We start from the raw sequence: 21550 nt of genomic DNA, 5'->3' as shown, positions 1-21550 counted from the left end.
CCGCTCAGCCGCCGCGGACCTGCAGTTGTCGGTCGAGCTGGCGGCGCAGCTCCACCGGCAGCGGATGGTGCGGCCCGTACATCCGCTCGGTGTCGTGGAGCAGTGCCTGAAGCTGTCCGCGCGCCGCGGCATGGTCGCCGACCGCGAGCAGCAGATACCCGATGCGCTGACGGATCTCGAAGGACCGTGCCGGGTTGTTGCCCGTCGCGTACTGGTTCTCGTAGTACGGCAGGACCGACCGGTACTCCGCGAGCGCGGCCGCTGGTTCGCCCAGTTGTTCCAAGCAGTGCGCCGCGTCGTAGCGGTACTGCAGCGTCTGTGTGTCGGCCGGTCCGGCCTCCACCGCGCGGTCGTCGGCGAGGCGCCGCAGTTCGGGCAGGGCGCGGCGGAACTGCCCGTCGTCCATCAGGGTCGCCGCATACTGCTTACGCAGGATGCGGACCACCGGCGAACCCTCGCCGTGCTGCTCGGCGGCGACCGGGAGAATGCCGCCGAGGATGTCCACGGCCTGGGTGATCCGGCCCTGCCCGAGCAACTGCTTGACCTCGTCGACTGCGGCTGCGACATCGGCTTTCGCGGCCACCGGCGCGGGCTGCGCGGCGGGCGGGGTGGTGACGCGGTCGGGCCACGGTGCGTGCGGCCGCAGGAACGGGCGGGTCGGGTCGAGCGGGCCGGTCGGCAGCCCTGTGCCGCTCGGCGGAAGGAGCGGGGTGAGGTGTTCGTACACCTCCTGGGCGCTCGCCGGTCGGTGCTGCGGGTCCTTGGCGAGGAGCCGCAGCACGAGCGATTCGAGGGCTTCCGGGATCTCGGGACGGATCTGACGGACCGGGAGCGGCGGCTCATAGAGGTGGCGGTGCAGCACTCCGAGGGCGGTGGAACCGGCGAACGGCACATCTCCACTGAGCAGTTCGTGGAGGAGTACGCCGAGCGCGTACAGATCGGTGTACGGGCCGACGGCGCCTCCCATCGCCTGCTCGGGCGCCATGTAGGCGGGCGAACCGATCGGCGTACCGGTGTGGGTGAGGCGGGTGGTGTCGCTGTCCAGGACGGAGGCGACGCCCAGGTCGAGGACGGTGACCGAGCCGTCCGGACGCACCATCAGATTGCGGGGCTTGAGGTCGCGGTGGACGATCGGCACGGCGTGCACGGCCGAGAGCGCGGCGCAGAGCTGGGCGGCGACGGCGACGGACCACTGCCAGGGGTACGGGTCGTGCTCGGCGAGATGGTCGGCGAGGTCGGAGCCCTCGACATACTGCATGACGAGGAACAGATCGTCGCCGTCGCTGCCCGCGTCATGGACGGTGACCAGACCCGGGTGGTCGACCTGGGCGGTGACCCGGCACTCGCGGACGAACCGGCGCCGCAGTTCATCGACCGCGTCGCTGCCGGTGGAACCCGCGACCCGGTCGGGCCGGAGCAGTTTCACCGCGACCCGGCGGTCGAGGCGCTGGTCGTACGCCGTCCAGACCTGCCCCATGCCGCCCTGGCCGAGGATGGTCGCCAGCTCGTACCGCCCGGCGATGACGCGTCCGCTCATCGGTCCTCCTCATGACGGAGGAGGTCGCTCAGTTCGTCGAGCTCGGCACGGACCTGGTCGATGCGGTGGGGCTGGGTGGGCGCAGGCGCGTGCTGCATGGGCTGCGGGTGAGGCTGGGGCCGTGGCCGGTACTGAGGCGGCTGCGGTTGAACGTGCTGCTGAGGCCGAGGGGGCAGCGGCAGGTGCACGGGCGCGGTGGTCGTGTACCCGTACCCCGGCACCGGCGGCGGGTGCCCGCCGCCGAACTGCAGCGTCGTGAGCTGCGCGTAGTGGCGGATGTCCCCGTACACGTGGTACGCGCAAGCGGCGACGATCGCCACGAGGAGCACCGGTATGCAGAAGAAGTCGACGCCGTTGGGCTCGGGGTTGCTGTCGTCCCTGCCGACGATCGGCAGGAGCACGCAGACCAGCACGAAGCCGGCTCCGGTCAGCCACCAGTCGGACGCGCGGCCGCGCACGATCGCCAGCCGCAGCAACGGCGCCCACAGCAGCAGACCGACCGAGCCCACCGCGAGCACGACGAACAGCACACGCATCGAGATGATCCAGGCCCGGCTGGGGACCCGGCGCTGCGGCGTCGGTGGATGACCCGGGGCGTACATGGCTGCTCCTGGTACGTGGTCGTGGAAGTCCCGCACGCACGCGTACGTACCCGTGCGGGTATGTGGACACGTGCGCGCGCAGATCTGGCAGATCTGAGCGTAAACGGCGACATCGGCAGCGGCCCCCGGGTTATACGGAACCGTTGTGGTTCAGCTCACTCCGGCGTGACCGTACCGTCCGTCAGACCGTCGTACATCCCCTGGACGAGCTGTCCGCCGAGCCTGCCGGTCAGCCGGAGCGCGTCCTCGAATGCGGCCAGGGCGCGGAACCGTTCCCCGTATCGCTGCTGCTCCGCCATTGGCAGCCGCGGAAGTTGGAGACGGCGGGCGTCGAGCCGGGTGGCGGTCGACGCAAAGCTGCTGGCCTGACGGTTGTTGGCGGTGCCGCGCAGGAAACCGGCGAGGAACCACGGGTCGACGGCGGCCGGATCGGGGCGCAGCAGCTGAAGGTTGCGGCCGAGCGCGGCGCCCGCGGTCGCCTCGTCGATCACGCGCGCGACGGAGCCGCCGCCGAGTACGGGGACGACGACATCGCCCGGCTCGACCAGGACCGGTTCCTCGGGTGATCCCCCGGAGCCGGCGGGGGTGGTGGGGAGTGTTCCTGAGGGGGCAGTGGAGCCGAGGACGTCGTGCTCCGTGAGCACGGGGACGGGGGCGGCCCCGGCGCCGGTGCCGGAACCTCCGGTACGGAGGTGAAGGGCGCCCGCGCGGGCGAGTTCGCCAACGGTGGTGAGCGGCCAGTGCGCCGGTCCTGAGACGCCCGCGGGCGGCGGGGTGAGGGTCGCGGTCAGTCGCAGCGTCTCGGAGAGCCGGTCCCGTACGCGGGTGAGTTCGCCCGGTCCGCCACCGACCGCCGGGGACGGCAGATGGCGGGCCGGGGCCAGGTCCACGTCGTCGTCGAGGAGTTCGATGACGGGGACGGCCCGGCTGACGCCCGGCCGGCCCTGCCCGGCCGCTTCGGCGGAAACGTCCGGCTCGGAACGGGTCAGCCCCTCGAACGGCTCCCAGACATCCAGCACGGCACTGCGCACCGCCTGCCAGTCGAGCCGGTCGCGCCCACCGGAAGCGGGGGCGGATACGGGCGCCGTGGGCGGTTCGGCGGGCTCGGATGTGTCCACGAGCAGCAGTTCGGGCGAGGGGCGGACACCGGCGCCGGGCTTGCGGAGCACCCAGAGGTGGAGCGGGATGCCGTAGGGGGGAGCCGCGCCGGCCGGGAGGGCTACGACGGCACGCAGCGCGCCGCGGCGCAGCAGATCGGCGCGGATCCGCCGGCCGGAGCGGCGTGATGCCGCAGCCGGGGGCATCAGCAGGACGGCGGTGCCGCCCTCGCGCAGATGGGCCAGGGCGTGCTGGACCCAGGCGAGTTCGGACTCCGTGCGTGCAGGGAAGCCGTACTCCCAGCGGGGGTCGTAGGCGAGCTCGTCGTGTCCCCAGTTGCGTTCGTTGAACGGCGGGTGGCAGAGCACGGCGTCGACGGTGAGCTGCGGGAACGCGTCGGCGCGCAGCGTGTCGCCGGTCCGCACGGCGAGCGCGGTGGGGTTGCGGCCGTCGGTGTCGGAGTGCAGGGCGAGGCGGAGGGCGCTGAGCGCGGCGAGATCCGGGTCGGCGTCCTGGGCGTACAGGGCGGACGGACCGCTGACAGCGCACAGCAGGGCGCCGGTGCCGGTGGCCGGATCGAGGACCGTGCCGGCGGGCCGGCCGCCGGTCCGCACGAGCGCGGCCATCAGTTCGGCGAGGCCGGGCGGAGTGAGGGTGAACTGACGTGGATTTGCAGCGAGTTGACGGCCGAGGAGGAATTCGAAGGCCTGGTGGGCCCCTGTCCCGGCGGCGAGTTCGGCGGCCGCCCGCAGCAGAGGGACGGACGGGAGCAGTTCGTCGGCGGTGGGAGTGTGAACAGCCCGCTCATATCCGGTTCCGCCGCCACCGCCGCTTCCTTCCGCGCCGCCGGTGGCAGGTCCGAAGCGCGCGGCGAGCAGGCTGTTCAGGGCGAGGTGGAGCGCCTTGGCCATCCGCGCGTCCGACACGGCGGTGATCTCCTGCCAGGCGGCGGGTCTGTCCCGGACGAGAAGCAGGGCGCAGCCCGTGTGCACGAGGGCGGGGACGGCGCCGGCCGGGTGTCCGGCCAGCTGTTGCCAGACCCGTTCGCGGAGCGGGACTTCAGCGAGTTTCCCCTGGTCGCGCAGCCACTGTTCGACTTCGGAGAGAGCGAAGGACGGGCTGGTCTCGGTGCCGCCGACCGGCTTGGGGAAGTCTGCGTGGCGGCGGCGCCAGTTGCTGACGGCGGCGCGCCCCACCCCGGCGAGCCGGGCGATTCCGGCCGCGGTCACCTCTGTCGAGTTCTCCGGCACTGGCTGTCTCCCTGGTCCTGATGCGTCCATACGGATCCGCGCTGCCTGCTGTGTCCGCGAGCATACCGATCTATTCGGCCACCATCGATTCACGCTGTGCACGAAGCCATTTTCCCTGACTCATGTTGACTCGGTTCACACGCTCTGGTCTTATTGACCTGTCGCTGCATCAGGTGACGCAACGAACCGCTCGCCACTCTTCCCTGCACTTGCCGGAGGGCACAGCCATGTCCCAGTTCACGCAGTCCCCGCAGCCCCAGCAGCCGTACGCCCCGGCCCAGACGCCCGGACTGCGCCCGGCCCGCAACGGGCTCGGCATCTCCGCGCTGATCCTCGGCATCATCGGAGCCGCCTCGGGCCTGATCCCGTTCTTCTTCTGGCTGGCGGGCATCCTCGGCCTCATCGCCCTGATCCTCGGCCTGGTCGGCCGGGGTCGCGCCAAGCGCGGCGAGGCCACCAACAAGGGCATGGCCACGTTCGGTGCCGTCCTCGGCCTGATCGCGCTGATCCTCTCGGTGGTCGGCGCGGTGATCACCTTCAAGATGGTGGACGATGCGGTGAACGACCTCAACAAGGCGGTGTCGGACACCAGAGCCTCCGCCCGGCCGCAGGCGGGCGGCTCGGACTCCGCCAAGGGCAAGGAGAAGGGCAAGGGCGCCGGGAAGGCGCTGGAGGCCGGTGACTCGGCTGTGTACGACGACGACGTGACGGTCACGGTCGGCGAAGCGACCTCGTACACCCCCGACGCGTACGCCGCCGGTCACACGAAGGGCAACAAGGCGTACCGGATCGCGGTCGTCATCGAGAACGCGGGCAAGGAGAAGTTCGACGCGGACCTCGTGAACGTCGAGGCCTGGGCCGGCAAGGACGGCGTGGACGCCGAGCAGATCTTCGACGGCAAGGTCGGCGAGGGCTTCAGCGGCACGGTCCTGCCCGGCAAGAAGGTCACCGTCCAGTTCGCCTTCGACGCCCCGGCGGCCGCGAAGAACCTGACGGTCGAGGTCAACCCCGGCTTCACGTACGACGCCACCCAGTGGGACCTCGCGCTCTGATCCCGCCCCTCCCCTCGCCCTTCCTTCCCCCAGGACGGAGTCCGCCCATGCGCCCCCCAGCCGGCATCGCCGCAACCGCTCTCCGTACCGCGACGGCCTCCCTCTGCGCGGTCACCGCCTTGGGACTCGCGGCCTGCGACACGGTGTTCGCCCAGCAGCGGGACCCCGCACCGTTCGCCCGGCTCAGCGGCCCCGAGGTCGTCAACAAGGCCCTCGCGGCGACCCGGGCGGCCAAGGCGGTACGCATCACCGTCGCGACGAAGTCGCCGGACGGCGCCCCGGTCCAGGCGTACGTCGCCACCGACATCAGGGGTGAGTGCACGGTCACCCTGTCCACGGGCGCGGCGGGCACGATGGAGCTGGTCAGAACCGGCGGCACCGTCTACATCCAGTCCGACGAGGCGATGCTGCGGGCGGCGGCCGCGGGCCGGCCCCGCACCACCGTGGACACCGAGGTCAAGAAACTGACGGGCCGCTGGGTGAAGGCACGCCCCTTTGACCGGTACACGGTGGAAGCCCTGAGCTACTGCGACCGGAAGGGGTTCCTCGACCGCCTGGCAGGGAACAGCGCCACCGCCCACAAGGGCCGGGCGACCACGGTGGGCTCCACGCCCGCGCTGTCCCTCACCGGCACGGCGGGCCGGGGAACATGGACGGCGGCGGTCGCCACGGAGGGCCGGCCCCACATCCTGAAGCTGGACTTCAGCGCCGAAACCCCGGTCACGGTCGAGTTCTCCGAGTTCGACAAACCGTTCACGGTGAAGAGACCCGCCGTCTGACACCTGAGGAACCCGCCTGCCCGGGCGGGTTCCTGTTGTGTTCACACGCCGTGCCGTACCCACACATTGGGCTCCACGTACACCGCGTATACGGCGACGCCACGGCCGTCGGCTGCCGATCCCGGAGAGCACCGCCCAGCTGATCGAAACCTGGCAGAAAGAGGTTCTACTGCCGCCCGCGACTGTCCGGCTTGAGTGTCGTCTGCCGGGCAGCCGTGAGGAGCGGAGTCAGACGGGGTGTGGTACTTCGCGGTGGTCTTCCCGCCCCGCGTGCGGCAGGCGCTGCCGGCGGGCGGGTCACAGTTCGGGCAGTCGTGACGTTCTACCGCCAATACGGCCTGATCGGGCGTGAGATCCATGGCGGCAGCCTCTCAGAAGTGCCTCGCACAACGTACGGGTTTTGAGAGGATTTTCGCGAACGGTGATCTGCGGCAACGCGGTCACTCCGAGGCCTGTCGCAGAACTCTCACAGATGAACATTTATGAGAATGACCGTGTGTGACGCACGGTCGGCGGCGGAGAGGTCCTCCATCATTTCTCCGCGGTGGTGAGGGTCCGCCCGGGATGGCGGCTGTGAAAATCGCTGTCCGATTGTCGGAACACAGTGATAGGGATTCAGGGTGACAATGACACTCGAGTTCCCCGTTCTGCTGCGACTGATCGACGAACGGTCGACTGCCTTCCGCGCCGCGGTCGCCTCCGCGCCCAGCCTCGACGTACAGGTGCCGACCTGCCCCGAGTGGACGCTGTTCGATCTGGCGCAGCACATCGGCGAGGGGCGCCGCGCCTGGGCCGCCACCGTCGCCGCAGGGCCTGCTCCGGCCAAGTCCGCAGCGGAGGGCGCCTCGGCTGCGCCTCAGGAGCGCGAGGCCCTGCTGGCCTGGTTGGCAGAGTCCACGGAGCAACTGCTGGACGCATTGCGGAAGGCCGGCCCGGATCGCGGTTGCTGGGCGTGGTGGGAGACGTTGCAGTCGCCGCATACCTCCGGTGCCGTAGCGCGGCACCAGCTCCAGCAGATGGCGGTGCACACGTACGACGCCCAGATCACCGTAGGTGCCCCGCAGCCGCTGCCGGACGAGGTGGCGCTCGACGGTGTCGACGAGTTCCTGTCCACCTGCGTCGCAACGACAAGTGCCTGGCCGCACAAGCCCGCTGTCATCGACTTCCACGCCTCCGAGGGCCGCTCCTGGCGCCTCTCGCTCTCCGCGGACGGCGCACGGACCGCCCGCCTCCCCGGGCCCGGCACCATACCGGCCACCGCTGCCGGCCAGGACCCGGACGCGGCCGCCGCCTTCTTCTCCGCTCGGGGCACGGCCAGCGAGCTGGTCCTCAGCCTGTACGACCGTATCCCGGTCGACTCCCTGAAGCTTGACGGCGACCGACGAATCTTCCAGCAGCTCAGCGCCTGGGACCCGGATGAGTAGGACGTGACGAGGCGTCGATGTAGCGGGTGGTCCAGAGCACGATGGCGTTGAGGACCAGGCCGGGTGAGCCGAGCTGGTCCTCCATCCCGTCCCGGTACGCCTGGTGGATGGACGGTCATGGGGGTGCTGTCAGCCCTGGCACTGCTTCAACATCGTCGCCCTGTCCGCCGTCGTCACGGCGAGGTCGTACTTGAGCGCCACCTGCGCGAACCGCACAGCGTACGAGCAGCGGATCGACTTGTTCGGCGGCAGCCAGGACGCCGGGCCCGAGTCCCGCTTGGCGGAGTTCGTGGAGCCCGAGACCGGCAGAAGGTTCAGCACGTCGTTGGCCAGCTGCTCCCGCTTTCCCTTGCTCCAACGCGAGGCACCCATCTGCCAGGCGTACGACAACGGCACCACGTGGTCTATCTGTACCTCGGTGGCCTTGGCCTTCTTCCAGGCAACGTCCTTTCCGGTGTACGGGTCGTACAGGTCCATCGACACGACCACGCAGTCGGAACCCGTACGGAACTCGACGTTCCGACCATGGAGTTTCAGCAGGTCGTTCCGCGTGTCACAACCGTTCCGCGCCAGCGGCACCCCGTCCGCCGTGTCCATCCACGCATAGCCGAACTTGTCCCGTTCGTAGCCCGTCTTCGGCCCACGCCCCTTGACTGTGAGTTCTTCGACGAGCTTGCGCGCGTTGGCCTTGTCCGCCTCGGACGTGAGCGGTGCCAGCCCCGGCTTCGTACCGTCGGCGTTGTCGAGCGGACTGGCCCCGAATCCGGTGACGGCCTGTCCGCCGCCCTCCGCCCCGCTGCCCTTCTGCCCGGTCCCGGAGACCGTCTGCTCGGGGTCGCAGCCGGCCAGGGCCAGCACAGCCGCCACGCTGAGGGTGGGCAGCATCGCTCGGTACGTGCGGGGAGATATCACTCGAAGCCGTCCTGACGGGGAGAAAGCCGAACCAGAGAATCGTACGGATGTCTTCCCCGCTGACGGGTATTCATGGGCGCGCCCCCGACCGGATGCGGCCGGAATCACACCCCCCGACCCCTCACACCTTGCCGGTGCCCGGCGTCGTCTCGGAGGGCAGCAGCCCGGACCCGATCGCCGCCACCCACAACGGCTCCAACAGCTCGACCAGCCGCTCCCGCTCCGCCGCGCCAAGCACCCGCCGGGGTGCGCCCGAACGGCCCGCTGGGCGACCGGAACCCCGAGGAGGTGTTCCGGTCGCCCGCCGGGCCGTCGTTCAGGACCCCAGAATCGTCGTGAGGAATTCCCCGGTCCAGGCGAGGAGTTCACGGCCGACGACCGGCTTGCCGCCGATCCGGCCGGTGGTCGGGCGCGGGACCAGGATCTGGTGGACGGCCGGCTTGATCACCGTCTTCGGGTAGAGGCGCTTCAGGCGCAGTTCCTGCGACTCGCGCAGCTCCACCGGGGCGAACCGGATGTTCGGGCCCTGGAGCACGATCTCGCCGACGCCGCAGGCGCGGGCCAGCATGCGCAGGCCCGCGACCAGGAGGAGGTTCTCGACCGGCTCCGGAAGCTTGCCGTAGCGGTCGGTGAGTTCCTCGCGGACCGCCTTGATGTCGTCCTCCGTGGTGGCGGACGCGATCGCGCGGTATGCCTGGAGGCGCAGCCGCTCGCCGGGGGCGTAGTCGTGCGGAACGTGTGCGTCGACCGGGAGCTCGATCTTGACCTCAAGCGGCGGCTCCTCCTCGACGCCGCCTTCGAGCGAGGCCCGGTAGTCGGCCACCGCCTCGCCGACCATGCGTACGTACAGGTCGAAGCCGACGCCGGCGATATGGCCGGACTGTTCGCCGCCCAGAAGGTTTCCGGCGCCGCGGATCTCGAGGTCCTTCATCGCCACGTACATGCCCGCGCCCATCTCGGTGTGCTGGGCGATTGTGGCCAGGCGCTCGTGGGCCGTCTCGGTGAGGGGCTTCTCCGGCGGGTACAGGAAGTACGCGTAACCGCGCTCGCGGCCACGGCCGACGCGGCCGCGCAGCTGGTGGAGCTGAGAGAGGCCGAAGTTGTCGCCGCGCTCCACGATCAGGGTGTTGGCGTTGGAGATGTCGATGCCGGACTCGACGATCGTCGTGGAGACCAGGACGTCGAACTTCTTCTCCCAGAAGTCCACGACCACCTGTTCCAGGGCCTGTTCCGACATCTGGCCGTGGGCGGTCGCGATCCGTGCCTCGGGGACGATCTCGCGCAGGCGCGCTGCCGCCCGGTCGATGGACTCGACACGGTTGTGGATGTAGAACGCCTGTCCCTCGCGGAGCAGTTCACGACGGATGGCCGCGCCGATCTGCTTCTCCTCGTACGGGCCGACGAAGGTCAGGACCGGGTGGCGCTCCTCGGGAGGTGTGGTGATCGTCGACATCTCGCGGATGCCCGTCACGGCCATCTCGAGCGTACGGGGGATGGGCGTCGCGGACATGGTGAGGACGTCGACGTTGGCGCGGAGCTTCTTCAGCTGCTCCTTGTGCTCGACGCCGAAACGCTGCTCCTCGTCGACGATGACCAGGCCCAGGTCCTTGAACTTCGTCTCGGAGGAGAAGAGGCGGTGGGTGCCGATGACCAGGTCGACGGAGCCGTCGCGCAGCCCTTCCAGGGTCGACTTGGACTCGGATTCGGACTGGAAGCGGCTCAGCGCCCGTACGTTGACCGGGAATTGGGAGTAGCGCTCGGTGAACGTGCCGTGGTGCTGCTGGACAAGGAGCGTCGTGGGGACGAGGACGGCGACCTGCTTGCCGTCCTGGACCGCCTTGAACGCGGCGCGCACCGCGATCTCCGTCTTGCCGTAGCCGACGTCGCCGCAGATCAGCCGGTCCATCGGGACGGACTTCTCCATGTCCTCCTTGACCTCGGCGATCGTGGTGAGCTGGTCGGGCGTCTCCGCGTACGGGAAGGCGTCCTCCAGCTCACGCTGCCACGGGGTGTCGGGGCCGAAGACATGGCCGGGCGCCGCCATCCGCGCCGAGTACAGCTTGATCAGGTCGGCGGCGATCTCCTTGACGGCCTTCTTGGCGCGCGCCTTGGTCTTCGTCCAGTCGGCGCCGCCGAGCCGGTGCAGGGTGGGCGCCTCGCCGCCGACGTACTTGGTGACCTGTTCCAGCTGGTCGGTCGGGATGTAGAGGCGGTCGCCGGGCTGGCCGCGCTTGGCGGGGGCGTACTCGACGAGGAGGTACTCGCGGGTGGCGCCCTGCACCGTGCGCTGCACCATCTCGATGTAGCGGCCGACGCCGTGCTGCTCGTGGACGATGTAGTCGCCCGTCTCCAGCGTCAGCGGGTCGATGGTCTTGCGGCGGCGGGCCGGCATCCGGCCCAGGTCCTTGGTCGCGGTGCGCTGACCGGTCAGGTCCGTCTCGGTGAGGACGGCGAGCTTGAGCTCCGGGTCGACGAAGCCCTGGTCGATCGCGCCGCAGGAGACGTGGACCAGCGACGGGGAGATCTCCGCCAGGTCGGCGTCCAGGCGGGCCGCGATGCCCTCGCCGCTCAGCACCTCGACCGTACGGGAGGCGAGCCCCTGGCCCTCGGTGACGTACACCGTGCGCCAGCCGTCGGCGATCCAGCCCTTGGTGTCGGCGAGCGCGCGGGCGGTGTCGCCGCGGTAGGACTCCGGGGCGTGCATCGTGAGCTTCAAGGTGTCTTCGTCGAGCTCGGCGTCGGCGGCGAACGGGGAGACCGACCACCACATCATGTCCAGCTCACGGGCCCGGTCGCGGACTTCCGCGATGCCCCGCAGCGAGGCGGCGCCGACATCGATCGGTGCCTCTCCGCCACCGGCGGTCGCCGCCCACGACGCCTGGAGGAACTCCTCGCTGGTGGCGACCAGATCGGCCGCCCTGGTGCGGACCCGCTCCGGGTCGCAGACCAGCGCCATCGAGCCCTTCGGCAACACGTCGAGCAGCAGCTCCATGTCGTCGACGAGGACTGGGGCGAGGGACTCCATGCCCTCCACCGCGATCCCCTCGGCGATCTTGCCGAGCAGCTCGCCCAGCTCCGGGTGCTGTTCGGCGAGGGCGGCGGCCCGTTCGCGCACTTCGTCGGTGAGCAGGAGCTCGCGGCAGGGCGGCGCCCAGAGGCCGTGCTCGGCGATCTCCAGCGACCGCTGGTCAGCGATCTTGAAGTACCGGATCTCCTCGACGTCGTCGCCCCAGAACTCCACCCGGAGGGGATGCTCCTCGGTCGGCGGAAAGACGTCCAGAATGCCACCGCGGACGGCGAACTCGCCGCGCTTCTCGACCAGTTCGACCCGGGAGTACGCGGCCGCCGCGAGCGCTTCCACGGTCTGGCCGAGATCAGCGCTCTGGCCGATGCGCAGCGCCACGGGCTCCAGGTCCCCGAGCCCCTTGACCTGCGGCTGCAGCACGGACCGCACCGGCGCGACGATCACACTGACCGGCCCGGTCTCCGGGTCGTCGGCGCTCGGGTGAGCGAGGCGGCGCAGCACGGCGAGGCGGCGGCCGACCGTGTCCGAACGCGGCGAGAGCCGCTCGTGCGGCAGGGTCTCCCAGGACGGGAACTCGGCGATGGTGTCCGGGGGCAGCAGCGTCCGCAGGGCGGCGGCCAGGTCCTCGGCCTCCCGTCCGGTCGCGGTCACGGCGAGCACGGTCCGCCCGGCCTCGCGGGCCAGTGCGGCCACGGCGAAGGGGCGGGCGGCCGCCGGGCCGACGAGGTCCACATGCATCCGATGACCGTCGGTGGCGGCCTTCACCGCTTCGGCGAGCGCCGGGTCACGTACGACGACATCCAGCAGACCGTGCAGGCTCATGAAGGGCTTCCGTCCGGGTAACGAGGGAGATTCCGGCAGCCGGCTGCTGCCAGGGGGCAACGCGAAGGGCCCGACACGTATCACGGGCCGGGGGTTCCAGCCTACGACTCCCCTCCGACAGCCGCGCCCGCAATCCGGTCAGCGGCCGGATCCGACCCGCTGACCGCCGGTGGCCGCCGGCACGCCGCACCCGACGAGGGTGAACATGCGTTCCCCGGGCGACAGCGGCTCTGGGCTCCGCGTGAAGCGGTGCGCCCCGGACCCGAGACCGGCGTCCGGCGCGGACAGCCATCGCCGTTCGAAGCCGCGGGGCGGTCTCCGGCCGGTCGCAGATCTGCGGCGCCAGGTCCCGCGCCTTGCGCTGCCGGGTTCGGGCTGCGCACGGGGAGTTGCACCGGGCGGGAGCGGGTACGCGTCCGGCCCCGGGTGTTTGGAGGAACACCCGGGGCCGGATCAGTCATCCTACGTCGGCCTCCGCCACCGTCCTGCGGCACACGGATCGGACGGGTCCGGCGACGAAGCCCGCGGAACCTTTCGGTCCGCGGGCCTCGTCACAGTGCCGGTACTCATCCGTCGACGGTGCCGGCACTAGGGCGTGTTTCGAAAGTCCCGCCTGCCTGGCGACGCCTGGCACGCACGCTCGCCGCGTTGTCGGGCTCACCCCGATACGCCCAGTATCGGGGCGACCCTCCGCCTTGCGATCGCACGCACCAGACGCCGCCCGGCCCGCCCTGCGGGCGGACGACGCTACTTTCGAAACACGCCCTAATCCGTCGCGATCGCGTTCAGCACGTTCATCCGGCCCGCACGGAACGCCGGGACCAGGGCGGCGAACAGGCCGACGAAGGCCGAACCGACGAACACCGTGAGGATCGTCGGCCACGGGATGTCCAGAACGCCGAGGCCCTCCAGGGCCAGCAGCTTCTGGGCCGCCGTGCCCCAGCCCATGCCCAGGCCGAGGCCGAGCAGAGCGCCGAAGAGGGCGATGACCACCGACTCCAGGCGGATCATTCGGCGCAGCTGGCGGCGGGAGAGGCCGATGGCGCGCATCAGGCCGATCTCACGGGTCCGCTCGACCACCGACAGGGCCAGAGTGTTCACCACACCGAGCACCGCGACGATGATCGCGAGCGCCAGCAGACCGTAGACGATGTTCAGCATCTGGCCGATCTGGTCCTTCAGGTCCTGCTTGAAGTCGGCCTGGTTCTGCACGGTGTACTGCGGGTACGTGGCGAGCGCGTCCTTGAGGGCGGCGTACGCCTCCTTCTCCTTGCCCTCCTGCGCCTTGGCGAACATGATCACGCTCTTCGGCATCTTGTCGGCGGGGACGTACTTCGCCGCGGTCGTGATGTTGGTGTACATCGCGCCCTTGTCGATGTTCGTGTCGTCCGAGGTGATCGCCGCGACCTTCAGCTTCGCCGTCTCGCCGTCCTTGAACGCGACGGTGATCCGGTCGCCGACCTTGAGGTGGTGCTTGGTGGCGTACCCGTCGCCGACCGACATGGCGTCCTTGCCGTAGGCGTCGGCCAGGTTGCCGGAGACCGTCTCGCGTCGCACGTCGTCCTTGTACGTCGGGTCCGCGGCGACGACGCCTTCGTCCTCGACCGCGCCGTCGGGGGCGGTGAGCTTGGCGCTGACGGCTTTGTAGTCGGTGATGTGCTCGATGCCCGGGGCGGCCTCCAGGGCCTTCGCGGCCTGCGGCACGATCGGCTGCCGGTTGCCGCTCGGCTGGACGATGAAGTCCGCACCGACCGACTTGTCGAGCTCCTCGGTCGCCGAGGCGACCATCGACGAACCGACGACCGAGAGGCAGGCGACCAGCGCGAGGCCGATCATCAGGGCCGCCCCGGTCGCTCCGGTACGCCGCGGGTTGCGCAGCGCGTTGCGCTCGGCCATCCGTCCGACCGGGCCGAACATCCGCAGCACCACCGTGCTGAGCACCCGGACCACGAAGCCGGCCAGCAGCGGGCCGATCACGATGAAGCCGATCAGGGTGAAAACCACGCCCACACCGAGGAAGAGCGAGCCTTCGCTCGACTTGTCGGCCCGCGTCGCAGCGAGGAGCGCGGCGCCACCGGCAAGGGTGAGGACCAGGCCGATCGCGGCCCGGACCCGGCCCGCGCGGCCGTCCGCCGGGGTTCCGGCGTCGCGCAGGGCGGCCATCGGGGAGATCTTCCCGGCCCGGCGGGCCGGGACGTACGCGGCGACGACGGTGACGATGACGCCGAGCGCCAGCCCGAGCACCGGAGTCGTCCAGGCGATCGTGAGGTCCTCGGTGGACAGGTTCATGCCCATGGAGTTCATGAGCTTCATCAGTCCGACCGCGACACCGATTCCGGCGCCGACACCGAAGAGGGAACCGACGAAGCCGAGGAACAGCGCCTCGATCAGGACCGATCGGTTGACCTGCTTGCGGCTGGAGCCGATGGCCCGCATCAGGCCGATCTCGCGGGTGCGCTGGGCCACCAGCATCGAGAAGGTGTTGACGATGAGGAAGATGCCGACGAGGAAGGCGATCCCGGCGAAGCCGAGCATCGCGTACTTCATCACGTCGAGGGACGAGCCCATGGAGTCCTTGTTGGCGTCCGTGGCCTCCTGCTGGGTCTGGAGCTTGTACGCGCCGCTGTCACCGAGGGCGGTGGCGACGTTCTTCTTCAACTGCGCATCACTGACACCGGACTTGGCGGTGACGGAGATCTGGGTGAAGACATCGGGCTTGCCGAGGAGCTTGACCTGCGCGGTGGCGGTGTCGAGGTAGACGACGGCCGCGCCCGGGTTGGTGACCTTGAAGGAGGCGATACCGCTGATCCTCGCCCTGATGTCGCCGGTGACGGCGATGGTGCGCAGCTCGTCACCGATCTTCAGGTGGTGCTTGTCCGCGGTGTCGGCGTCAACCATGACCTCGGTCGGACCGCGCGGTGCGTGGCCGGAGGTGATCTCCATGGAACGCAGTTCGTTCTGCGTCCAGTTGCCCGCGATCGTCGGGGCGCCGGTCGAGGAGCCCATGTTCTTGTTGTGGCTGTCGACAACGGTGACGGACATGCTGGTGACCGTGCCCTCGGCGGTCTTCACCCCGTCCGCCTTCCCGGCCTGCTCGACGGCGGCGGCGGGGAGCGTGACGGGCTTGCCGTTCAGCGGCAGTTCGTCGACCTTTCCCGCGGCCTTGGGGCTGACGGTGACGTCGGCGGAGGTGGCGGCGAAGAGCTTGTCGAACGTGGTGTTCATGGTGTCGGTGAAGACGAGCGTGCCGCACACGAACGCCACCGACAGCAGGACCGCGACGGCGGAGAGCGCCATGCGTCCCTTGTGCGCGAAGAAGTTGCGCCTCGATGTCTTCCACACGGTCATGACGTCCGCCCGCGCGCGTCGAAGTCCTTCATGCGGTCGAGGACCTGGTCGGCCGTCGGGTTGTGCATCTCGTCGACGATGCGTCCGTCCGCGAGATACAGCACCCGGTCCGCGTAGGAGGCGGCGACCGGGTCGTGGGTGACCATGACGATGGTCTGTCCCAGCTCGTCGACGGACTTGCGCAGGAAGCTCAGCACCTCGGCGCCGGCCCTCGAGTCCAGGTTCCCGGTGGGCTCGTCACCGAAGATAATCTCCGGCTGGGCGGCAAGCGCCCTGGCCACCGCGACACGCTGCTGCTGGCCGCCGGAGAGCTCGGTGGGCCGGTGCTTCAGCCGCTCGGCGAGACCGACCGTCTCCACGACCTGGCGCAGCCAGCCGGCGTCGGGCTTGCGGCCCGCGATGTCCATCGGCAGCGTGATGTTCTCCAGCGCGTTGAGCGTCGGGAGCAGGTTGAACGCCTGGAAGATGAAGCCGATCCGGTCCCGGCGGAGCTGAGTGAGCTTCTTGTCCTTGAGCTGGGTGATCTCGGTTTCGTCGAGGTAGATCTCGCCCGAGCTCACGGTGTCCAGTCCGGCCAGGCAGTGCATCAGGGTCGACTTGCCGGAACCGGACGGGCCCATGATCGCGGTGAACTGCCCGCGGGCGATGTCCACATCGACATGGTCGAGCGCGACGACCCGGGTCTCCCCGGCGCCGTACGCCTTGACGACCTGCCGCGCCCGCGCAGCGACGGCCGTACGCCCTCCAGTGCCCTCGTGCCTGGGAATGGTTACAGCCGTTGTCACGGTGATTCTCCTAAGTCGGTGAAGACGTCATCGGTGAGGACGTCTATTCGCGATGGGCGCCGCCCGCTGAACGGGCGGCGCCGTGTTCGTACTCAAGTCTCGTGTCCGGACGTGGTCCGGCGCGCTGGTGCCCAGCGCAGTCTTGCGGTGGGGTTTTCCCCACCCCGCCCCCTGCGGTCACCCGCATTCGCGCTGTAGGAAAACGTTAAGGAACGGGCCCCCGGCCCCACGTCCTCCGACGGGAGGAACCGCCCCTGGACACAAGTAAGGAGCTACCCCTAGGGGTCTCAGCCCCTGGGGGGAGCCGGATCTCAGGGGCTCCACCCCCGGGTGGCCGCGGACCGGTCCCCGGGCCCTGCCCGGCAGCGGGTGAGACAGTGTCACCGGAAGATACGTGCATGGGGAAGGGATCTTTATGAGCGGCTCGGACGGCGACACCGAAGCGAAATCGGAGTCCGGAGTGGACCCCGTGCCCTCCCCGTCCGAGCCCCGGGGCCGCGGCCCTGTCGTGGCCGCGCTGATGCTCAGCATGGCGCTGGCGGCCATCGACGGCACCATCGTCTCCACCGCCGTCCCGCAGATCGTCGGCGATCTCGGCGGGTTCGCCGTCTTCTCCTGGCTCTTCTCCGGCTATCTGCTGGCCGTCACCGTCACTCTGCCGGTCTACGGGAGGCTCTCCGACACGTTCGGCCGCAAGCCGGTCATGATCGTCGGCATCATCCTCTTCCTGGTCGGCTCGGTCCTCTGCGCCGCCGCCTGGAACATGGCCGCGCTCATCGCCTTCCGGGTCGTCCAGGGACTCGGCGGCGGGGCGCTGCAGGGCACGGTGCAGACGATCGCCGCCGACCTCTATCCGCTCAAGGAACGTCCCAGGATCCAGGCCAAGTTGTCCACCGTCTGGGCCACGTCCGCCGTCGCCGGACCGGTGGTCGGCGGGCTGCTCGCCGGGTATGCGGACTGGCGGTGGATCTTCCTGATCAATCTGCCGGTCGGGGCGCTCGCGCTCTGGCTGGTCGTGCGCCACCTCCACGAGCCGTCCCGCGCCCGCGGAGCCGGTGTGCCCCGGCCCCGGATCGACTGGGCGGGCGCCCTCGCCGTCTTCGCGACCGGCTCCTTGCTGCTGACCGCGCTCGTCCAGGGCGGGGTCGCCTGGCCCTGGCTCTCCACGCCGTCGCTCGGCCTGCTGGCCGCGAGCGCGGTCCTCGCCGTGCTGACCGTCGTCATCGAGCGGCGCGCCGCCGACCCGATCATCCCGGGCTGGGTGTGGCGTCGGCGGACCATCGCCTCGGTCAATCTGGCCCTGGGCGCGATGGGGCTGCTGATGGTTGCCCCTACGGTCTTCCTGCCGACGTACGCCCAGTCGGTGCTCGGTCTCGGCCCGATCGCCGCCGGTTTCGTGCTCTCCGCGATGACGCTGAGCTGGCCGGTGTCGGCGGCCCTCTCCAACCGGGTCTACAACCGCATCGGCTTCCGCCGCACCGCGATCATCGGCATGGGCTGCGCCCTGTTGATCCTGCTCTCGTTCCCGCTGCTGCCGTACCCCGGCGAACCCTGGCAGCCGGCCCTGATCATGCTGCTGCTGGGCGCGGCGCTGGGGCTGTTCCAACTGCCGCTGATCGTCGGGGTCCAGTCGACGGTCGGCTGGTCCGAACGCGGTACGGCGACGGCTTCCGTGCTGTTCTGCCGCCAGGTCGGCCAGAGTCTGGGCGCCGCGCTCTTCGGTGCCGTCGCCAACGGGGTCCTCGCCTCCCGGCTCGCCGACGCGCCCGTCCCCGGGCTGCCGGGCGACCTGGACGCGATCTCGCACGCGCTGGACGACCCGGGCGCGCTTTCCGCCGCCGCGACGGACCATCTGCGGCGGGCCGTCGACGCCGCTGTCGACCAGGTGTACGTCGGGGCCGCGGTGGCCGCGGCGGTGGCGCTGCTGGTGCTGCTCTTCGTGGCACCGCGCCGCTTCCCGATCCTCACCGAGGACGCCGGAACCGGCTCCGCACCCAGCCCTGGAAGCAACACCGAAGCATCACAGAATTAGCCAACTTATTTTTCATGGGGGGAAGTTCAGGCCAACCACTGCCCTACTGCCCTACCCACGAGTAGTGTTCCCGCTCCCAGCAGCGCTCACGCGCTCTCCCTTGCAGTCCGCCCCGGGACCCGAGCCATGCAAGGAGCAGCACTCAGATGTCGTACGAGCCCCCGCACGTCGAACCGTCGCGCCGCCCCCCGTACGACCCCGATCTTCTTCTCCCCTGGCAGAGTTCGCCGCCGGCGCCCCCGCCCCGCCGTCCGATGCCGATACGCACGCCCATGCCCGCTCCCGGACGGCACAGCGATCTGCGCCGGCTGCGCACCGCGTACCGGGTGCTGCGGCGGGTCGCGACCCTGACCGCGCTCGGCTACTTCACGCTCTTCCTGGTGCTGTCCGGCTTCGCCCCCGGACTGATGTCCCGTCCGGTCGGCGGCGGACTCAACGTCGGCCTGGCACTCGGCCTCTGCCAGCTTCCGGTGACCCTGCTCGCGATCGCCCTGTACGAGCGGACCGCACGGCGCACGGTCGACCCGCTCGCCACCGCACTCCGAAGAACAGGAGCGGCCCGATGAACTGGATCGACGAGTCGGCGCAGGCGATGTCCCTCGTGGCGTTCATCGCGGTCGCCTCCGTCACTCTGCTGCTCTGCGTGATGACCGGACCCGACCATGACGACCTCGCCGAGTTCTACACCGGCTACCACTCGCTCTCCCCCGTCCGCAACGGCCTCGCCATCGCGGGGGACTACCTCTCCGCGGCGACCGTCTTCGGCGCCAGCGGACTCGTCGCCCTCACCGGCTACGACGGGCTCGTGGTCGGCCTGAGCACCTCGCTCTCACTCGTCCTGCTGATGTTCCTGCTCGCCGAACCGCTGCGCAACGCCGGCCGGTTCACCATGGGCGACGTGTTCGCCCGCCGCGCCTCCGGCCGCGCGATCCGGATCACCTCCTGCGGCGTCACCCTTGCCGCCCTGCTGCCGCTGATGGTCGTCCAGCTCGCCAGCAGCGGCGATCTGATGGCCTTCATCCTGGGATTCGACAGTTCCGGCTTCCGTACCGGTTCGATCATCGTGCTCGGGATCATGATGATCAGTTACGCGGCGATCGGCGGGATGAAGGGGACCGCCCTGATCCAGATCGTCAAGACGGTCTTTCTCGTCGTCGCCTGTCTCACCATCTCCGCACTGGTCATGAACCACTTCGACTGGTCCGTCGCCGCGCTGCTCGCGGCTGCCCAGCAGGGCAGCGGTGACGGGGCCGCCTATCTGCAGTCGGGGCTCCAGTTCGGCGGCAGCGGCCTCGACATGGTCAGCTCCGAACTGACCCTGGTGCTCGGCATCGCCGCGCTGCCGCACGTCACCATGCGGATGACGGGCGCCCGCAGCGCGCGGGCCGTCCGCCGCTCCATGTCCTGGGCGGTCTCCGTGACCGTCGTCATCTCGCTGCTGCTCACCGTGATCGGTTTCGGTGCGGCCGCGTTGGTCGGCCATGACCTCATCGTCGCCGCCGGGGCACAGGGCAACGGTTCGGTGCTCCAGGTCAGCGGTGTGGTCTCGGGCAGCGGGAAGGTCGGCGCACTGGTGCTCACGGCAATGACGACGGCGATCTTCCTGACCCTCCTCGCCTCGGTCGCCGGAATGATCCTGGCCTGTGCGAACTCGCTGGCCCACGACCTGTTCGTGCACGGGATGCGCGACGGGAGCAGGCAGCCGGTCGCGGACCGGACGGAGATGGGCGCCGCGCAGGCCGCGGCGGCTGGCGTCGGGCTGATCGCCATCGTCCTCGCCGTGGCGGCCCGGCACTGGAACCTCCAGGCGCTGGTGACGCTCTCCTTCTGCATCGGGGCGTCGGCGCTCGCCCCGGCGCTCGTCTACAGCATGTTCTGGCGGCGCTTCACCCGTACCGGACTGCTCTGCACCCTCATCGGCGGCACCGTCGCGGCCCTCGTGCTGATCACCGGCACAAATCTGGTGTCGGGATCGCCCGGGTCGGTCTTCCCCGGACACGACTTCAACTGGTTCCCGTTCACCACGACCGGCCTCGTCTCGATCCCGGCCGGATTCCTGGCGGGCTGGCTGGGCACGGTGCTGCCCCGGCGGACCTCCGCCGAGGCGCGCCGGCGGTACGAGGTGGAGGAGCCATGGATCCTCGCGGGCGCGCCGCCGGCCTCCCGCCGCTGAACACCGCCGCCACCGGCCGTGTCCGCCCCGGCGTCGCCGCCGTCGTGTACGAGCCACAGCGGCGCCGGTGTCGTCGGCGACTGCTTCGTCTGTGTGCGCCGGTTATCAGTACGTCAGGTCTCTACGGCGCCAGTTGTTGAGGCGTGACACTCCGCCCACACCGTCTTCCCGACGGGAGTGCGAGGAACCGAGCCCCACCGGCTGGCAAGGATGTCGACGAGGAACAGTCCACGCCCCGACTCCTCCTCGTCCGCAGGTGCCACGGGATCGGCAAGCGGCCGGTCCGGGCAGGCGTCTGAGACCTCGACGCGAAACAGGCTCGCCCGCACTTCGTAGACCAGGCTCAGGAGGAAGTCACGGCCGGGCACCCGGCCATGACGTACGGCGTTCGCGGTGAGCTCCGCCACCAGCAGGGCGATGGTGCAGGAAGCGTCCGACATCGGCGGGAACCCCCACTGATCCAGGTGCCTCACGGCGGTCCGCCGGGCAAGCCGGGCGCCCCGGGGAGACGACGTGAACTCGCCGAGCAGGCTCCGCTCGTGCTCCTCGTGGCTCGCAGCCTCATATGAAGCGGCAAGGCGCTCCTCGTACTGCTCGGCCGTGGGGCGGTCTGTACCGAAGTGGTGAACCACGCGGCTGAGCCCAGAGGGCGCAGGGTAGCGTCTGAACGCGGCCGGGCCGCTGATCTCCCAGGTAATCGGAGCCCTGGCC

General features: G+C 70.2%; 14 protein-coding genes. 6 read left to right on the top strand and 8 right to left on the bottom strand.

Annotated features, from left to right (window positions below):
• Window positions 1–4: 4 nt before the first annotated feature.
• The 3 genes from ACIBB8_RS17730 to ACIBB8_RS17720 form a co-directional block, all read right to left on the bottom strand.
• Complete coding sequence (locus tag ACIBB8_RS17730; RefSeq protein WP_398953034.1) at window positions 5–1537, bottom strand: protein kinase; 1533 nt, start codon at window positions 1535–1537, stop codon at window positions 5–7.
• Complete coding sequence (locus ACIBB8_RS17725; protein ID WP_398953032.1) at window positions 1534–2139, bottom strand: hypothetical protein; 606 nt, start codon at window positions 2137–2139, stop codon at window positions 1534–1536. The genes ACIBB8_RS17730 and ACIBB8_RS17725 overlap by 4 nt, the downstream gene beginning before the upstream one ends.
• Window positions 2140–2294: 155 nt before the next feature.
• Entirely contained in the window at window positions 2295–4487 is a 2193-nt protein-coding gene (locus ACIBB8_RS17720) for an N-6 DNA methylase (protein WP_398953030.1), read from the bottom strand.
• Window positions 4488–4714: 227 nt separating this feature from the next.
• Between ACIBB8_RS17720 and ACIBB8_RS17715 the strand changes: the two genes are divergently transcribed.
• The 3 genes from ACIBB8_RS17715 to ACIBB8_RS17705 all read left to right on the top strand — a co-directional run bounded on the left by ACIBB8_RS17715 (window position 4715) and on the right by ACIBB8_RS17705 (window position 7742).
• Window positions 4715–5539 carry a DUF4190 domain-containing protein gene (locus tag ACIBB8_RS17715; RefSeq protein WP_398953028.1) on the top strand — a complete coding sequence of 275 codons (825 nt, stop codon included), beginning with the start codon at window positions 4715–4717 and terminating at the stop codon, window positions 5537–5539.
• Window positions 5540–5586: 47 nt separating this feature from the next.
• Window positions 5587–6318 carry a hypothetical protein gene (locus ACIBB8_RS17710; RefSeq protein WP_398953026.1) on the top strand — a complete coding sequence of 244 codons (732 nt, stop codon included), beginning with the start codon at window positions 5587–5589 and terminating at the stop codon, window positions 6316–6318.
• Window positions 6319–6938: 620 nt separating this feature from the next.
• The gene (locus ACIBB8_RS17705; protein WP_398953024.1) at window positions 6939–7742 is read left to right on the top strand and encodes a maleylpyruvate isomerase family mycothiol-dependent enzyme; all 804 of its coding nucleotides are present in this window, start codon (window positions 6939–6941) and stop codon (window positions 7740–7742) included.
• A 129-nt stretch (window positions 7743–7871) separates the two neighbouring features.
• Here the strand turns inward: ACIBB8_RS17705 and ACIBB8_RS17700 are convergent, their stop codons facing one another.
• The 4 genes from ACIBB8_RS17700 to ACIBB8_RS17685 all read right to left on the bottom strand — a co-directional run bounded on the left by ACIBB8_RS17700 (window position 7872) and on the right by ACIBB8_RS17685 (window position 16634).
• Entirely contained in the window at window positions 7872–8627 is a 756-nt protein-coding gene (locus ACIBB8_RS17700) for an HNH endonuclease family protein (RefSeq protein WP_398953022.1), read from the bottom strand.
• Window positions 8628–8970: 343 nt separating this feature from the next.
• Window positions 8971–12501, bottom strand: a complete 3531-nt coding sequence (mfd, locus tag ACIBB8_RS17695) for a transcription-repair coupling factor (protein ID WP_398953020.1) — start codon at window positions 12499–12501, stop codon at window positions 8971–8973.
• Between the two features lie 765 nt (window positions 12502–13266).
• A complete protein-coding gene (locus ACIBB8_RS17690; protein ID WP_398953018.1) occupies window positions 13267–15849 on the bottom strand; it encodes an ABC transporter permease in 2583 nt (860 codons plus the stop codon).
• The gene (locus ACIBB8_RS17685; protein ID WP_398953016.1) at window positions 15846–16634 is read right to left on the bottom strand and encodes an ABC transporter ATP-binding protein; all 789 of its coding nucleotides are present in this window, start codon (window positions 16632–16634) and stop codon (window positions 15846–15848) included. Before ACIBB8_RS17685 ends, ACIBB8_RS17690 begins: the two co-directional genes overlap by 4 nt.
• 415 nt (window positions 16635–17049) lie before the next feature.
• Between ACIBB8_RS17685 and ACIBB8_RS17680 the strand changes: the two genes are divergently transcribed.
• The 3 genes from ACIBB8_RS17680 to ACIBB8_RS17670 all read left to right on the top strand — a co-directional run bounded on the left by ACIBB8_RS17680 (window position 17050) and on the right by ACIBB8_RS17670 (window position 20839).
• On the top strand, window positions 17050–18666 hold the full coding sequence (locus tag ACIBB8_RS17680) for an MFS transporter (protein WP_398953014.1): 1617 nt from the start codon (window positions 17050–17052) through the stop codon (window positions 18664–18666).
• A gap of 146 nt (window positions 18667–18812) precedes the next feature.
• The gene (locus tag ACIBB8_RS17675; protein WP_398953012.1) at window positions 18813–19232 is read left to right on the top strand and encodes a DUF485 domain-containing protein; all 420 of its coding nucleotides are present in this window, start codon (window positions 18813–18815) and stop codon (window positions 19230–19232) included.
• On the top strand, window positions 19229–20839 hold the full coding sequence (locus ACIBB8_RS17670) for a cation acetate symporter (RefSeq protein WP_398953010.1): 1611 nt from the start codon (window positions 19229–19231) through the stop codon (window positions 20837–20839). Before ACIBB8_RS17675 ends, ACIBB8_RS17670 begins: the two co-directional genes overlap by 4 nt.
• 113 nt (window positions 20840–20952) lie before the next feature.
• On the opposite strand, the gene ACIBB8_RS17665 is transcribed toward ACIBB8_RS17670, so the two are convergent.
• Window positions 20953–21369 carry an ATP-binding protein gene (locus tag ACIBB8_RS17665; protein ID WP_398953104.1) on the bottom strand — a complete coding sequence of 139 codons (417 nt, stop codon included), beginning with the start codon at window positions 21367–21369 and terminating at the stop codon, window positions 20953–20955.
• Window positions 21370–21550 lie beyond the last annotated feature (181 nt).

Source organism: Streptomyces sp. NPDC051286, from assembly GCF_044455345.1.
Taxonomy (GTDB): domain Bacteria; phylum Actinomycetota; class Actinomycetes; order Streptomycetales; family Streptomycetaceae; genus Streptomyces.
Note: the sequence above shows the minus strand (reverse complement) of the source record. Positions and strands in the feature narration are given on the sequence as shown.